Raw genomic sequence first — 14,455 nt, forward strand, 5'->3', positions numbered from 1 at the left:
GCACGCCGCGGCATCGAGTCCACCGAGAGACTCGGCCGACACCGCTGGAAGATCGAACGAACCATCGCCTGGCTCGGGGGCGCCCCCCCCCCGGCCCCCCCCCCCGCGCCCCCCCCCCCCGGGGGGGGGGGCCCGCCCGACGCACCAGGGCCGGCGTCAGAAACGGCCGGGAAGCCGACAGCACGAAGGAAAGGGCGGCAACCATGGCCATCGACCTGAGCCTGGCCATCGACTGGACGGCCTGCGACGGCCGCGGCTGGTGCGTCGAGCTGCTCCCCGAACTGCTCACCCAGGACCGGTGGGGCTACCCGATCTCGCACGAGGACGCCGCCAGAGCCACAGCCGCTCGCCACGGCGCGCCCGGCGGCGCCCGCCCGACGCGCGAGATCCCGGTCCCCCCGCGACTCGCCGCGCACGCCGACCGCGCCGTCGAAAGCTGCCCACGCCTGGCCCTGCGCCTGCGGAGGATCTCCTGACGCGGGCGGACGACGCCGTACGGAGTGGCGCCCGTCCACCGCCTGCGGCAGCGCAACGGCCCGAATGAAGCAGGCGCTCGCCGCGAGCAGGGCGCCATGACCAGGCAGACCCGCCTCACGCCGGCAACTTGAATACCGCAGGCCGCATCACCTTGACGGCTCGACGATCTCCTTCACGCGACGGTCTGAATACCGGCGGAAAGGCATTGGCACGCACCGTATAAAGGCATTCGGGACCCCAGGGTCCCGGGCGCAACACGCTGGTCCTCGGCGCAGGGACAGCCGGGATCCACCAAATACGATGCCGCTGGCCACACACCTGTCCGGGCAGCCAGCCATTAGGGCGCGACACAGCTGGAGGAGACTCGAAATGCCGATTTCACCCCATCCGCGCAAGGCGCACGGACGGCGGCCGAGCCCAGGTTTCGCCGCCGCCCTGTGCGTCGTGACCGCAGTCATCCACCTCGAGGATCAGAATTGGTTTTCTTTCGACAAGACGCCTGGCTATGTACAGGTCGGATATGTCTTTCTGGAAATCGCCGGCCTCGTCACCGCCTGGCTCCTGCTCACTCGGCCGGACCGTACAGCCTGGCTACTCGCGGCCGGCGTCGGCCTCGGCCCCTTCGTCGGATACGTCCTGTCACGCGGGCCCGGGCTACCCGGGTACACCGATGACAAGGGCGCCTGGAGCGAGCCACTAGGCGTGGTCAGTCTCATCGTCGAAGGCCTGCTCTTCCTCACGGCGCTCGTAGCTCTGACCGCGCCTAGTGCCCCAGCGAGCCGCCCCGCCCAGCGCCAGACCGGCGTGCCGACGAAGTCCGAGCGAGATCCCGCCATCCGCTGATCCTCGCGGCCTTGAGCGCCGAGAGCGCCTCAGCCGGCACCGACCGGCCAGACCCACAATCCTCGGCACAAACCATGGCGAACCCACCCTGTGACCGGCCCCTCCAAGGGGACAGCAAAACGCCGCCCGGGGTTCACCCGAACGGCGTGTCATCTCCAGGGGTCCAAATCAGCCAAGATCATGTTTCGAACTTGGCGACTTTGGTGGAGGTGAGGGGACTCGAACCCCTGGCCTCCTCCGTGCGAGGGAGGCGCTCTACCAGGCTGAGCTACACCCCCTGAAGCACTTCGCAGCTTACAGGACGGGCAACGTGGTGTGGGGGCGGGGCGGACTGGGATTTTCCAGGGCACACCGGTCAGGGTCGGGCCTGGTCGGCACCCGCCGCGACGGTTGGCCGCGCCGAAGCGGCGACGCGCGCGGACGGGACCGCGGCGCCCCTGCGCGGGCCGGCCTCAGCCGCCGACAGCGAGGCCGACGACAGCCGCAGGCCGCCGGCGCTGGCCGCCGACGGGCGCCAGCGGTCGAGCTCGGGTTCGGCCGCGGCGAGCAGCGTCGCGAAGATCTCGGCCGCGGCGCCGGCGCGGAGCAGGCCGGCCTCGTGGCCGCGCCAGCCGTGCTCCCTGGAGCCGTCGAAGACCAGCTGGTGGTCGGGAAGGTCCTCGGCGCCGGTGAAGACGATCCTGGTCCCGGCGGGCAGGCCGGCACCGGTATCGGCCGCCTGGCGCAGCGGACGGTGCTCCCACAGCTCCAGGGTCTCCTCGGGGATCACGTGGCGGTCACGCAGCGGCACCTGCCAGGCCGGGCGGCCGGGCCGGTAGAGACCGAGGCGGACGTGGACGCCGCGGCAGCGCAGGTGCACGCCCCAGCCGTCCGGACGCACGGCGCGCAGTTCCACCGGAACGGCGGTGCTGGCCGGGCAGAGCAGGTATCCGTCGTTCCGCAGCCGGCCAAGCCAGGCTTCGAACGTCACGGCGACTGCCTTTCGATGGTGGGTGGGCGACCACGGCTGCCCCGGTCCTGGGACTCGGCTCCTTGGGACCCGACCCCGGGAGACCGGCACTCTGGCCGGCGGCCGGGCCACGTCACCGAACGGCTCGGGCAACGCCGCGACGGGCCCCAGCAGCAGGGCTCGCGGTGAAGGACCGGGCTTTCGGCTCGACGTGACGACGGCCCCAGGGCATGCCTGGATCGGCTCGGACCGGTCGAGATCGCAGGTCGGCCGACGCGTCCGTCCGGAACGACTCCGATCCGGCTGCCCGGCCCGCAAGGACGGGTAGGACACGCGGAAGGGGGCGGTCTACGTCAGATGCTTCGAAACCCCTCGCGCCCCGCCGGGTCGGCCCCAGGACGGGGCCGGCGGCGCTAGGACGGCGCCGCGATGATGATCAGAGCGCGGGCGTCAGCGGACGCGAGGGCGTCGACAACGACAACACCGCGGACAGGGCGCGCTTGCCACGGCGCCGAGTGGCGCGAGGCTGGGCCGCACACGGTGGGTCACGGTTCCATTATGCACAGCCGCAGCTGTCGCCTCTCGACGGGACGGGCGCGCCGTGCCCGCCACGAACCACCCGAGACGCCGCGAAGCACGCCAGATGCCGGAGCCACCCGGGAGCGGTATGCCGGATACGCACGAATTCCCGGCGGCCCTGAGCGCCTCCCCGGTCACCTCCCGCACCCGGGCGCGACGCTCGTCACAGGCGGCCCCGGCGATCGCGGAGGCCCGCATCTGACGAGGTTGGCCTCGGCCCAAGAACAGCGCGGTGGCCCGCGCGACGCGGGACCGGGCGGCGCGCGCCGACTTCCCGATCACGGGGAGGCCTTGTGAGGCTCCAGCCCTACCTCGTGGTCGACCACTGGCGAGATCAGCCACCATCACGAAGGACTCGCGCGGACTCCGGGCCAGAACAAGCCAGCAGGGTCCCGGTGGCCATTGCCGCGGTGGTTTCGTGACCAGTGGAGGGCTGCGACGGCGATCATGCCAGCGGGCCGAGTTCGCCAGACCGGCCCAGACCCGACGACGCGGCGGGACGCGGCTAGTTGCCGACGGCAGGACGCAGGAGGCGGATCGCGGCGACTTCGGCGTCGGTCGGGGTGCCTTCCTCCGGCGTGCCAGGCATGCCGGGCGCGGCTGGCGGGGTCGCCGCGGGCGCGGCCGCCGCGGGCTGCGGGGGCGCGGTGAGACCGCCATGGGTGCCGGGCGGGTTGACCTGGACCCGGCCGGGCCGCGACGTCGGCGGGCGGACCGTCGGCCGCCCGGCCGGCCGGGCGGCCGTCACCCGCACATTGTTGGTGTACACGTCGTCCACCGCGACCGGCTCCGGGGCGACCGGTATCGCCGGCGACGTGGCCGCGAGCTCGACGGTCTCGGCCCGCGCCGTGGCCAGCTCCTCCGAGGACAGCGGGGTCCCACGTTCGTCGGAGAGGCGGACGGGCGCGTACTCGGGAGACGACGCGGACCGGCCTCCCGCCGACACGTGCGGCCGGCCCGCGGGCGCCGCGGTGACGGTGTCCCCGGAGCGGCCCTGGCGCCCCTGCTGGGACGCGGCCGGCGACGTCGCCCGGGCCGGGCTGGTCGCCGTCCGAGCGCCGGGCACCCCGGCAGAGTCGTGTGCCGGGCCAGGCCAGATCGATCGGCGCGCGGCGCGATCCGCGGCGATCCGCCGGTCACGGGCGGCTCGCGACGCGGCCAGCCGGCGTTCGGTCCGCGCGGAACGCCGCAGGTGGGCGACGTAGGCGCCGAGGCCGACGTCGACGAGGGCCTGCACGACGATCCACATCCCGGCCAGCCCGACGGCCAGGCCGACGGTGACCGGCACGGCGGCGAGCAGCACGTACAGCCGCTGCCGGCGCAGCCGCAACAGGGCATGGCGCTCTGGGTCGACGGGCCGGGACGGAGGCACCGGCCGGGCCGCGTCGACGGCGACCGTGTGCGCCGTCTCGTCCAGCTCGCCCCGCTCGTCGCCGGCCACGGCCTGAGACCGGGCCGCCGGGCGCGCGGGGACGGCGCCGTGGCCGGGCGCGGCGACGTCGGCGCGGGTGGGCACCGCCGGGCCAGCAGCCGCGCGGGCCACGATGGGCCCGCTCGGGTCGCCGGCCGGGCGAGCTGCCGCCGTCTGACGTCCGCCGGACGCGTCGTCCGCGGTAGCGGCGGGCCGCGTCTGCAGCTCTATCGTCGATTCGAGGTCGTCGGCGTCGTCCGCCTCGTCGTCCTCGTCGGCCAGCCCGTCTCCGAGGTCGGTCTCTGTCTGCTGTTCCGGCTGGGCGCGGCCGCCACGGCGAGAAAGTACGCGCATCGCGGTAGAGAACCGGTCTGCCGATCGCTGCTCCAGCGCGCCGTCGTGGCGCCGAAGCCACATCGGGATGAGAACGAATCCCCAAACGCCAACGATGGCGAGCCAGATAAGGGCGCTCACGAGGAGATCACCGGGTTCCGGCCGCCGTTCCCGGCGGCAGCTGCCCCGGGAACGGCGCGCCCCCCGCGGGGCCGCCCCCCCCGGCGGGGGCGGGCCGCGCCGCCCGCCGCCCACGAACCGTGCCGGCGTCGAAAATGCGACGCCGAACGCGCACGGAGCGCGGGAGTGCCGGCCATGTGCCGCCGCCTTCCTCGTCTGTCAGACGTCTGCGCGAGACCCGTCACCGGTGGGGACTGCCCAGGTCTCGGTCGAACCAACCGACCTGCCGGCTTGTCCTGCCGGCCTGGAGGTGGTGGGTTTCCGATTTCGAGCTTGACGCTAGTGAGGGAAAACCGTCCGGTCACCGACCACAAGACCGCGTGTCGCGCAACAGCGACTCGTGTCAAGCACTCCGTGGTGTCCGGACGCTCAACCGGGGACGCGTCACCTGGCGTTTGACCGAGCCGGAAGCGAAGACGCCGGCCGGCGCCGCCCACGACGTTCAGCGGACCTCTGTCGGCTAAATACGGCGGCTCACTCCGGGCGGCGAGGCCGTCCGGGAACCCTTGGCTACGGCCGTCTTTCGACGGAACGAGTCGCATGCCAGCGATGCAGTAGACCCTCGGGGACGTCCTCGGTGGTGAGCGCGTAGCCGACGTGGTCGCGGTACTGCCCGTCGATGGCGAGGTATCGGCGGTGCATGCCTTCTTCGCGGAAGCCGAGCTTCTCCAGCACGCGGCGGCTCGCGGCGTTCTCGGGCCGCACGTTCGCCTCCAACCGGTGCAGGCCCGCCGGGCCGAAACAGTGGTCGACGACGAGTGCGAGCGCGGTCGGCGTGATACCCCGGCCCGCGTGCCCCTGGTCGACCCAGTAGCCGACATGGCCGCTGTTGAACGCGCCGCGCACGATGGTCGACACGGTGATCTGCCCGACCAGCGCTCCGCCGTAGACGGTCGCGAACGGCAGCGCCGAGCCGGACCTGGCCGCCCGGCGCAGCCCACGCAGCATCTGGCTGTAGACGCCGAGAGTCTGGCGCTGCGCCCAGCCGACCCGGATCCCGGTCATTCCCGGTGGGGTGGCCTCCCAGGGCGCGAGCCAGTCCCCGTTGCGCCGCCGCACGTCCACCCACGCTGGCCCGTCGCGCATCCGCAGCGGGCGGACCGCGACCGGCCCGTCGGCCAGCCGGGCGGGCCAGCCGGGCGGGTTCACTGGCTCGGGTCCGGCCGCCGGGATTGAGGGCCGGGGCCGCCCGACGGCCGGTGGTCGCCGCCGCGAAGCTGGTCGAGGGCATGGCCGACGACCGCGCCGAGCACGCCGAGGCCGTCGCGCACCCCGCCGGTCGAGCCGGGCAGGTTCACCACCAGCGCCCGGCCGACGACGCCCGCCCGGCCGCGCGAGAGCATCGCGGTGGGCACCTTGTCCCGCCCCGCGGCCCGCAGCGCCTCGGCGATGCCCGCCACGTCCCGCTCGACGACCTCGGCGGTCGCCTCCGGCGTGACGTCGCGGGGAGCGAGTCCCGTGCCACCGGTCGTGACGACGAGATCCGCGCCGGCGGACAGTGCCGCCCACAGCGCGGCGACGATCCGGTCCCGCTCGTCGGGCACCACGACCGGGCCGTCGACGGCGAAGCCGAGCTCGACGAGCCCGGCCGCGAGCAATGGTCCGGAGCGGTCCGCGTACGTGCCGGCGAACGCCCGGTCGGAGACGGTGACGACGCTGGCCCGCGCGCCCGTCGGCACCTGTGCCGGCCCGGTCACCCAGTCTCCTCCCGAAGGTCGTCCGACCTCCCGTTGGCCGGCGCGGCGTCATTCTCCCCGGCGGGCCCATTGTCCCTGGCCGGCGCAGCGTCCCTGGCCGGCGCAGCGTCCCTGGCCGGCGCAGCCGTCTCGTCGCGACGCCAGTCTCCGCTGCGGCCGCCCGACTTGGCCAACAGGCGGACGCCGGTGAGCTCCGCGGCCGGATCGACCGCCTTGACCATGTCGTGCATCGTCAGGCCGGCGACCGCGACGGCCGTCAGCGCCTCCATCTCGACGCCGGTACGCCCGGTGGTCCGCACCGTCGCGACGATGTCCACCGCGTCGTCGGCCACGGTCAGCTCGACGCTCACCCCGGAGATCGGCAGCGGGTGGCACAGCGGTACCAGGTCGGACGTCCGCTTGGCGCCCATGATCCCGGCGATCCGGGCGGTGCCCAGCGCGTCGCCCTTGGGCATCCCCGCGCCGCGCAGCAGCTCGACCACAGCGGGGCTGACCAGCAGCCGGCCGCCGGCGGTGGCCACCCGCTGGGTCACGTCCTTGGCCGACACGTCGACCATGCGGGCGGCGCCAGTCTCGTCGACGTGGGTCAGCCGCGCGGGGGCCTCCATCTAGACGTTCGCCTCCAGCGAGGCCACGGCGCTCGCGGGCACGGCGTCGACCGCCAGGCCGGCCAGCAGGTCGTCGGCCGGGTCGGCCGCGAGCAGGATGGCGGTCAGCTGGTCGCCGGGCTCGACGACGGTCACGTCCTCGGGGACGACGAGCAGGGCGTTCGCGCCGGCCGCGGCCGACAGGTGATGGGAGCCCTGCCCACCGGCCGAGTGGGCGACCAGCCCACCGTCGGCGCCACGGCCCACCAGCACCCGCAGGAACGAGCGCTTCGCCGGCGGCGAGGTGAACCGCTCGGCCACGGTGACGACCGGACGAGGCCGGTCCGGCCCGGTCAGGCCACGCATCCGGCGCAACGCCGGCCGGACGAACAGCTCGAACGACACCAGGGCGCTCACCGGGTTGCCGGGCAGCGTGAAGACGGCGACGCCGTCGATGACGCCGAAGCCCTGCGGCTGGCCGGGCTGCATCGCGATCCGCTCGAACCGGACCTCGCCGGTCGCGGCCAGCACCTCCTTGACGACGTCGTGCGCGCCGACGCTCACTCCGCCGGTCGTCACGACCGCGTCCACCTCGGGCAGGATCGCCCGCAGCGCGGCCTCGAACTGGGCCGGGTCGTCGGGCACGTCGGTCAGCCGCCGCACCTCGCAGCCGGCCTCGCGGGCCGCCGCGGCCACCGCGTGGCTGTTCGAGTCGACGATCTGGCCTGGGCCGACGGCGTTGCCGACGGCGACCAGCTCGCTGCCGGTGGACAGCACGGCGACGCGCGGCCGCGGGCGCACCGGCGGCCGGGCGACGTTGATCGCGGCGAGCAGACCGATCTGCGTGGACCCGAGCACGCTGCCGGCCCGGAGCACCAGGCTGCCGGGGGTGACATCCTCGCCGGCCCGGCGGATGTGCAGGCCGCGACGGGCCGGCTGGTGCACCGCGACCGTCTCGGTGCCGCCATCGGTCCATTCGAGCTGAATGACGGTGTCCGCGCCGGGCGGGAAGGGGGCGCCCGTCATGATCCGCACGGCGGTTCCCGGCGCGACCAGGTCCGGAAGCGCGGCGCCGGCCGCGATCTCGCCGGTTACCGGAAGCCGGACCGGAGCGTCAGGACTGGCCTGCTCGACGTCCGCGGCGCGCACGGCGTAACCGTCCATCGCCGAGTTGTCGAAACTGGGGAGCGCGATTGTCGCGCGAACATCGGTGGCCAGGGCGCAACCATGCGCGGCCGCCAGCGGAAGGCGCCGTGCGGGCAGTACCGCGACGGATTCCAGAATGTCCGAAATATGCTCGTCGACCTTTTTCATCGGCGCTTGCCCCGCTCCCTGAAGAACCACGCAACTTCGTGGCTGGCCTGGGCGACCGGCCTCTCTCGCGGCGTCCGTCACAAGGCACGACCGGTCGACCGCCGGGTGCGCTGGCGGGCCGAACGATCACACGTCACAGACTGTCGCATGTCCCAGACATCGGAGCGTTCCGGCCGGCACCGCCAGCGTCAAGGGATACGGACGGCCCGTTGTGTCTTAGGAGAGCAGGTCACGCCCCCGGCGGGCATACGAGCAGCGGAGCCACCAGCGGGGTGCTGGTCAATCGTGAGTCCAGTGCGGACTAGTTGTCCGCCTTCGGACCGCCGCTGGCGACGTACTCCTCCAGCCACGGGTAGATCTCGGGGCCCAGGTCGGCCCGCTCGCAGGCCAGCCGGATGACGGCCTTCAGGTAGTCGACCCGGTCGCCAGTGTCGTAGCGACGGCCCGTGAACACGACGCCGTGCACGGGCTCGCCGACCTCGTCGGCGGCCTGCGCCAGCTCGCGCAGCGCGTCGGTCAGCTGGATCTCGCCGCCCCGGCCGGGCGGCGTGCGGCGCAGCACCTCGAAGACCTTGGGGGCGAGCACGTAGCGGCCGATGATCGCCAGGTTGCTGGGCGCCTCGTCAGCCGGCGGCTTCTCGACCAGGTCGCGGATACGCACGGTCTCGTAACGCCCGCCGGCCGCGACCGGCGCCGGATCCACGGTGGCGACGCCGTAGAGCGAGACGACCTCCTCGGGCACCTCCATCAGCGCGATCACGCTGCCGCCGAACCGCTCCTGCACGGCGAGCATCTCCTCGAGGAGCGGATCCCGCTCATCGATCAGGTCGTCGCCGAGAAGCACGGCGAACGGCTCGTCGCCCACGTGCGGGGCGCCGCACAGCACGGCGTGCCCGAGGCCGCGCGGCGCGCCCTGGCGGACCGAGTGCACCTCGGCGAGCTCCGCGGACCCACGCACCCGCGCGAGCCGGGCCCCGTCGCCCTTGCGCTCCAGCGCCAGCTCCAACTCGGCATCGCGGTCGAAGTGGTCCTCGACGGCCTTCTTCGACCGGCTGGTGACGAGCAGGACGTCCCGCAGGCCGGCACGGGCGGCCTCTTCGACCACGTATTCGATGGCAGGGCGGTCTACGACGGGCAGCATCTCCTTCGGCACGGCCTTCGTCGCCGGAAGGAACCGGGTCCCGAGGCCCGCAGCCGGAATAACCGCCTTCGTCACTGGCATAGCCGAAACCTTAGTCGGCTCAACTGTCGGCGGCACAGCCATGGGCGCACAGATCGGTTAACACCACACCGGGCCGCGCGGGGCCATCCGGCGGCCCGCGTGGCAACCGGCCGGACCGCCCGTTCGATCGCCCAGCGGGATCGTTCGCCCACGATCCGGCACGCCTCGGATGACATCCGGTCATCCCGCCGGCGTGGTCGTCGGTGACCCTCGCGGCCGGAGTCCTCCCGCCTGACCTCGACTTCGGGCAGTCTTTGACGGGTGGGCGAGCAGGACGCGGACGACGCCATCGCCCGCGCGAAATCCGACCTGCGCAGCGCGCTGGCCGCCTGCCGCAAGGGCATCGGGCCACGTCCCGGGCCGGGTGCTGGGCTCGGCCAGCCCGGCTCATGGCCGGCGACGGGGCGCGGACCGGCCGGACCGAGCCCGTCGATCCAGCCGGGACCTCAGACGAGGGCCCAGGAGGCGGTGGACGGCGCCCAGATCGCGCGTCGCGTCCTGTCCCTCCCGGAGGTCACCTCGGCCGGCCGGATCGCCGCGTTCGTGAGCCTGCCCGGCGAGCCCAGCACGCTGCCGCTGCTGGACGCACTGCGCGCGCACGGCCTGCGGGTGCTGCTGCCCGTGGTGCGCGGTGATCTCGACCTCGACTTCCGCGAGTACACCGGCACCCTCGTGCCGGGCGCGCTGGGCACCCGGGAGCCACCGCCGGCGGCCGCGACGGTCGACCTGGCGAGCGCGGACGTCGTCCTGGTCCCGGCGGTGGCCGTCGACCCGCGGGGCCACCGACTCGGCCGGGGTGGTGGCTCCTACGACCGCGCGCTGCGTCGGGTCCGCGCCGGCGCGACGCTGGTCGCCGTCGTCGACGAGCACGCGATCGTCGAGGCGGTACCCGTCGCCGAGCACGACCTGTCCGTCTCGGTGATCGTCACGCCGACCAGGCTGCTCCGCTGCCGGTAGGACAACCGCCCGCGCGGGCGGGCGCCGGAGTGCCCGCGGCCGTGGCGGTGCATCCTGGGATGAGAACGAGGGCCGGGCTGTGAGCGTTGGCCGGTGGGCCGGCGGCCCCAGACCGGCCTGGTCAGGGCTCGGTGTGACGGTTCGGATACAGGTTCGTCGGCCCGAGCCGGAACGCGAGCGGGGGTCGAGCGGTTAGAGTTGGCAGTCGCTAGCTACGAGTGCCAAACGGCCTGATCGACCCGGCTTGAGCTTGGCTAGCTCGACGAGGCCGGCACCTGGCCGGATAGATACAGCGAGGGAGACCGTGCCCACTTACCAGTACCGCTGCACCGCCTGTGGCAACGACCTCGAGGCCGTGCAGAGCTTCAGCGACGCCGCACTGACCGAGTGCCCGGTCTGCGCTGGCCAGTTGCGCAAGGTGTTCAGCTCGGTTGGCCTCGTGTTCAAGGGCAGCGGGTTCTACAAGACCGACAGCCGGTCCGGCTCGTCGGCGACCGCGCCCGCGCAGCGGAAGGACGGCACGGCCGACACCGGGAGCAAGGAGGCGCCGAAGACCGACGCCGCCAGCTCACCGTCGACCACGAGCCCGGCCTCGGCGACGGCTCCTGCCACCAGCAGCTCGACCAGCGCGACGTCGTCCGCCAGCGCGGCCTGACCCACCGCCGCGCAAGGCCACCGCTCGCCACGCGCCGAGGCGTCACCGCCTCGGCGCCGCTGTTCGCGACCGCGCCGCCACGGGGCCCGCTCCGGGTCGACCGTGGCGGGTCGTCGGTGGACTAATCCAGTCAGATGCCGCAGTCGGGACATTTTGGGCTGCTTTCGAGGCAGGGTTCCGCCACGGAGCAGCTAAAGCGGTAGCTGGGCTTCCGTTAACGGGCCAACCAAAGCCGTCGGACGCCAAGCGAAGAAGGCGCCGGACGGCCCCGGGAAGGCCCATGGCATGGCTTCCCGGGTACGTCTCGGCGGTCGCTTAGAGCGCGCGGGGCGGCCATTATGGCCGCCACGACGCGAAGCCGCCGAAGCTCTCGGAAGAGGTCGGCCGAGTAGAGGAAGTGCGCGCTAGGGCTTTCGGCGCCGGTAGTGCTCGACGATCCAGGCGTCGACCTCGCGCTTGCGCCAGACCCGCGTTCCCTTGGCACCGCTGCCCGCAGGGGCGTTGATGACCTGCACAGGATCCGGAAACCGCGGATCCTTACGGGTCCAGTAGTCAACCGCCTGCCGCGTGATCTTCAGTTGGAACGCGATGTCCCCGATGCCGACCAACTGCTCACCGTCGTCCACGGCGGACATCGTAGCCACTTTGCTCTGACGCCAGATAGGCACTGGGTACTGTTTTGCGGTATAGCAATTCAACCGGACGGAATCCCCGCGCCAACCGCCGCGACGGATCGTCCGGGCGATGAGCAGGATCGGACTATGACGAGCGAGAACGAGGCGGGTAACGACTCGCCTGTGGTTGATGCCGCCGCCCGCCCCGTCGGCGGATCCGGCCCCGAGGCCGGTACTCGCGAAGCCGCGGGCCCACCCGCCACGACCCAGCCGCCCGCTGCCGGCGCCCGGCCACGGCTCAGGCCGCGCGACCTCGACTGGGACAACGAGCCAGTGCACGGGCTCGACCCCGAGGACTCGCGCAGCGGCCGGGCCGACAACCTCGCCCGGCTGCTCGACGACGTCCCCCCGCATCACGTCGACCACTGACGAGCGCCGGCCCGCGGGCTGGCCGGCGGGGTCAGCCCAGCGTGGTGGCGACCTCGGCGAGCAGGTCGGCGAACTGAGCCGGGGCCTCAAGGTGAGCCGCGTGGCCACAGCCCGCCAGCACCCGGACCTCCACCCCGAGCTCCCGGTGCAGCGCCGCCGCGGCGCGGTGCCGGATCTCCGGTGAGCGCTCGCCGACCGTGACGACGACCGGGCCCGGGGTGGGCCCGGGGGCGGCGGGTTCGAAGCGCAGGAACATCGACAGGTCGCGCGCCACGGCGTCGGGATCGATCGGCCCGTCCGTCGGACGCCAGCTGGGACCGTAGAGCGCGCTCCCGAAGGCCGCGACGCCACCGCTCGCGTACGCCGCGGCCATCGGCGCGAGCAGCCCCGGCAGCAGCGAGCCGACGGCCGGCTCGTGCAGGACCGCGGCGGCCAGCGGCACGCCGGTCGCGAGCGCGGCCAGGCCCAGCGTCGCGCCACCGCTCACCCCGCCGAACACGACTGCCCGCGACTCCTCCCGGGTCGACGTGACGGCCGCGCCCGAGGCCAGCCAAGGCGGCGCGGGGGCGCCGACGGGACGGGCAGTGGCCGGCGTCGTCGCGGCGGCCAAGGCGACGGCGTCGCGCACCGCGGCCAGCTCGCTGTCGAGATCCCCACTGGACGGCCGGTCCGGCGCGAACGCGAGGCGGTCCCCCAGCGCGCGGCGCACGCCGGCCCAGATCGCGCCCGTGGTCGCCGCCCCGTGGAGCAGCAGGAACGACGGAGCGGGCGTCGTTCTGGCCGTGATCGTCCCCACAGTCACACCTCTCGTCCTGACCATCCGTCATGCGGGCCGTCCGGTCGCCCACCGGGAACCCGCCGGCGTCGGGCGTCCCGCGGGCGCGGTCTGGCCGCGCGCCGGGCCCTCGACATCATCGGTCCGCCGGTCCGGGCAGCTTCCCGGGCCGCCGGGGCCGACCCAGGAACGTAACAATCGGCTGGTTGATCGGAAACACGGGAATCTTTACCGTCACCTGCATGTACACGAGCCTGTATACAGGTTCGTATTCGGGGGGATGGGTGTTGCGCAGTGTCCGAAGTTCCCCGTCCGCCGCCGCGGCGGCGGGCCGGTGGTCGTCGAGCGGTAGGCCCTCGTCGGGCCGACCTAACTCGGGGGCCGCTGCTCGGCCGGACCGGTTGGACGCGAGCGTCGATCAGGCACGCGGCGGCGACGGGTCGGTCTTCGATGGCGGATGCTCGGCGTCATGACACCGACGCAGCCGCCGACGGCCCGACCGTCGAGTGCGCAACCGACCGCGGGGCGGCCGTCGACTGCGCAGGCGCCCACCGACCGATTCACGCCGCGACCGCCATCGGCCCGAGGCGCCACGACCGGCAACCTGCGGGAACACGCCTACGTCGGGCTGCGACAGCGGCTGATGGCGGGCGAGTTCTCCTTCCGCGACCGGCTGACCGAGGAACGGCTCGCCGCCCTGCTCGGGGTCTCCCGGACGCCGGTGCGAGAGGCGCTCACCCGGCTGGCTGGAGACGGCCTGGTCGAGAAGCGACTGGACGGGGGCTACTACCCGGCCGAGCCGGATCTCGACGGCCTGCGCGACCTCTACGAGATTCGGGTCGTCCTCGAGCTTCACAGCCTGGAACGGGCACTGGAATCCGGCGTCCCGCACGACCCCGCACTGCTGGAACCACTGCGCGAGAACTGGGAGGCGCTGCGCCAGGCGCCGCCCGACCCTGACCCGTCCTTTGTCGCGCTTGACGAAGGATTCCACCTCACACTCTGCCGTGCGTCTGGCAACGTCGAGCTGGCCAACATGCTCGACGCCATCAACGCCAGGATCCGGCCCGTTCGGATGCACGACTTCCTCACCGAAGACCGCATCCACATGACCATTGAGCAGCATCTCGACATCGTCGAGACGGTGCTCGGCGGCGACCTGCCCGAGGCGGTGCGCAAGCTGCGCAACCACGTCGGCGAGTCGATGGAGGTCGTGGAGAAGCGGGCCGCTAGCGCAATCACCCAGATGGCGCTCCGCCGAGGCCGCTCGCCGCGCTGAAGCCGTGACATCGCCACCCCGCTCGTCGCCGTTGTCGGCTGCCCGGACGCAGAAATCCCGGTAGCCGGCTGATCGGTCGCGCGCGCGGCGGCCGCACGGCAATCCGGTCTGGCCTCGCCCGACGCGCTCCTGGGCCACGTACAGGCGCCAGAAG

15 protein-coding genes and 1 tRNA gene are annotated in these 14,455 nt (G+C 73.4%); 6 read left to right on the forward strand and 10 right to left on the reverse strand.

All coding sequences use genetic code 11. The features are described from left to right. The first annotated feature begins 203 nt into the window (after window positions 1–203). Together I6A60_RS31830 and I6A60_RS31835 are read left to right on the forward strand one after the other, a co-directional pair. Window positions 204–476 carry a ferredoxin gene (locus I6A60_RS31830; RefSeq protein ID WP_203012101.1) on the forward strand — a complete coding sequence of 91 codons (273 nt, stop codon included), beginning with the start codon at window positions 204–206 and terminating at the stop codon, window positions 474–476. A 370-nt stretch (window positions 477–846) separates the two neighbouring features. Then, complete coding sequence (locus tag I6A60_RS31835) at window positions 847–1,320, forward strand: hypothetical protein (RefSeq protein WP_203012102.1); 474 nt, start codon at window positions 847–849, stop codon at window positions 1,318–1,320. A gap of 201 nt (window positions 1,321–1,521) precedes the next feature. On the opposite strand, the gene I6A60_RS31840 is transcribed toward I6A60_RS31835, so the two are convergent. The 8 genes from I6A60_RS31840 to galU form a co-directional block, all read right to left on the reverse strand. Beyond that, window positions 1,522–1,598 (reverse strand) — tRNA-Ala (locus I6A60_RS31840). Window positions 1,599–1,675: 77 nt separating this feature from the next. Then, window positions 1,676–2,290 (reverse strand): hypothetical protein, encoded by a 615-nt coding sequence (locus I6A60_RS31845; RefSeq protein ID WP_203012103.1) that lies wholly within the window; start codon window positions 2,288–2,290, stop codon window positions 1,676–1,678. 1,063 nt (window positions 2,291–3,353) lie between these two features. Next, a complete protein-coding gene (gene glpR, locus I6A60_RS31850; protein ID WP_374487302.1) occupies window positions 3,354–4,847 on the reverse strand; it encodes a gephyrin-like molybdotransferase receptor GlpR in 1,494 nt (497 codons plus the stop codon). A gap of 435 nt (window positions 4,848–5,282) precedes the next feature. Next, window positions 5,283–5,921, reverse strand: a complete 639-nt coding sequence (locus tag I6A60_RS31855; RefSeq protein WP_013421749.1) for a GNAT family N-acetyltransferase — start codon at window positions 5,919–5,921, stop codon at window positions 5,283–5,285. Further along, entirely contained in the window at window positions 5,918–6,469 is a 552-nt protein-coding gene (locus I6A60_RS31860; protein WP_203022542.1) for a molybdenum cofactor biosynthesis protein B, read from the reverse strand. Before I6A60_RS31860 ends, I6A60_RS31855 begins: the two co-directional genes overlap by 4 nt. Continuing rightward, the gene (gene moaC, locus I6A60_RS31865) at window positions 6,466–7,077 is read right to left on the reverse strand and encodes a cyclic pyranopterin monophosphate synthase MoaC (RefSeq protein ID WP_203022543.1); all 612 of its coding nucleotides are present in this window, start codon (window positions 7,075–7,077) and stop codon (window positions 6,466–6,468) included. Before moaC ends, I6A60_RS31860 begins: the two co-directional genes overlap by 4 nt. After that, a complete protein-coding gene (gene glp / locus I6A60_RS31870) occupies window positions 7,078–8,370 on the reverse strand; it encodes a gephyrin-like molybdotransferase Glp (RefSeq protein WP_203022544.1) in 1,293 nt (430 codons plus the stop codon). Window positions 8,371–8,671: 301 nt separating this feature from the next. Further along, window positions 8,672–9,592: a UTP--glucose-1-phosphate uridylyltransferase GalU gene (galU, locus tag I6A60_RS31875; RefSeq protein ID WP_203022545.1), complete on the reverse strand. Its 921-nt coding sequence runs from the start codon at window positions 9,590–9,592 to the stop codon at window positions 8,672–8,674. 261 nt (window positions 9,593–9,853) lie between these two features. Between galU and I6A60_RS31880 the strand changes: the two genes are divergently transcribed. Next, window positions 9,854–10,549, forward strand: coding sequence for a 5-formyltetrahydrofolate cyclo-ligase (locus tag I6A60_RS31880; RefSeq protein ID WP_203022546.1), 696 nt, complete (start codon window positions 9,854–9,856; stop codon window positions 10,547–10,549). 304 nt (window positions 10,550–10,853) lie between these two features. Beyond that, complete coding sequence (locus tag I6A60_RS31885) at window positions 10,854–11,204, forward strand: FmdB family zinc ribbon protein (RefSeq protein WP_203022547.1); 351 nt, start codon at window positions 10,854–10,856, stop codon at window positions 11,202–11,204. Between the two features lie 404 nt (window positions 11,205–11,608). On the opposite strand, the gene I6A60_RS31890 is transcribed toward I6A60_RS31885, so the two are convergent. After that, window positions 11,609–11,839, reverse strand: coding sequence for a hypothetical protein (locus tag I6A60_RS31890; RefSeq protein ID WP_013421742.1), 231 nt, complete (start codon window positions 11,837–11,839; stop codon window positions 11,609–11,611). A 126-nt stretch (window positions 11,840–11,965) separates the two neighbouring features. Here I6A60_RS31890 and I6A60_RS31895 point away from each other — a divergent pair, with 126 nt between their 5' ends. Next, entirely contained in the window at window positions 11,966–12,247 is a 282-nt protein-coding gene (locus I6A60_RS31895) for a hypothetical protein (RefSeq protein WP_203020179.1), read from the forward strand. 31 nt (window positions 12,248–12,278) lie between these two features. Here I6A60_RS31895 and I6A60_RS31900 read toward each other — a convergent pair whose 3' ends face one another. Further along, window positions 12,279–13,049, reverse strand: a complete 771-nt coding sequence (locus I6A60_RS31900) for an alpha/beta fold hydrolase (RefSeq protein ID WP_307873963.1) — start codon at window positions 13,047–13,049, stop codon at window positions 12,279–12,281. Between the two features lie 442 nt (window positions 13,050–13,491). Here I6A60_RS31900 and I6A60_RS31905 point away from each other — a divergent pair, with 442 nt between their 5' ends. Continuing rightward, entirely contained in the window at window positions 13,492–14,301 is an 810-nt protein-coding gene (locus tag I6A60_RS31905) for a GntR family transcriptional regulator (protein WP_203020182.1), read from the forward strand. The last annotated feature ends 154 nt before the right edge of the window (window positions 14,302–14,455 follow it).

Origin of the sequence: Frankia sp. AgB1.9 (genome assembly GCF_016786355.1) — a bacterium.
Classification (GTDB): Bacteria; Actinomycetota; Actinomycetes; order Frankiales; family Frankiaceae; genus Pseudofrankia.

What these genes read in the sequence shown, in the direction of transcription:
- I6A60_RS31830 (WP_203012101.1), top strand. Translation starts at nt 204, where the DNA reads ATGGCCATCGACCTGAGCCTGGCCATCGACTGGACGGCCTGCGACGGC.
- I6A60_RS31835 (WP_203012102.1), top strand. Translation starts at nt 847, where the DNA reads ATGCCGATTTCACCCCATCCGCGCAAGGCGCACGGACGGCGGCCGAGC.
- moaC (WP_203022543.1), bottom strand. Translation starts at nt 7,077, where the DNA reads ATGGAGGCCCCCGCGCGGCTGACCCACGTCGACGAGACTGGCGCCGCC.
- glp (WP_203022544.1), bottom strand. Translation starts at nt 8,370, where the DNA reads ATGAAAAAGGTCGACGAGCATATTTCGGACATTCTGGAATCCGTCGCG.
- galU (WP_203022545.1), bottom strand. Translation starts at nt 9,592, where the DNA reads ATGCCAGTGACGAAGGCGGTTATTCCGGCTGCGGGCCTCGGGACCCGG.
- I6A60_RS31890 (WP_013421742.1), bottom strand. Translation starts at nt 11,839, where the DNA reads ATGTCCGCCGTGGACGACGGTGAGCAGTTGGTCGGCATCGGGGACATC.
- I6A60_RS31895 (WP_203020179.1), top strand. Translation starts at nt 11,966, where the DNA reads ATGACGAGCGAGAACGAGGCGGGTAACGACTCGCCTGTGGTTGATGCC.
- I6A60_RS31905 (WP_203020182.1), top strand. Translation starts at nt 13,492, where the DNA reads ATGACACCGACGCAGCCGCCGACGGCCCGACCGTCGAGTGCGCAACCG.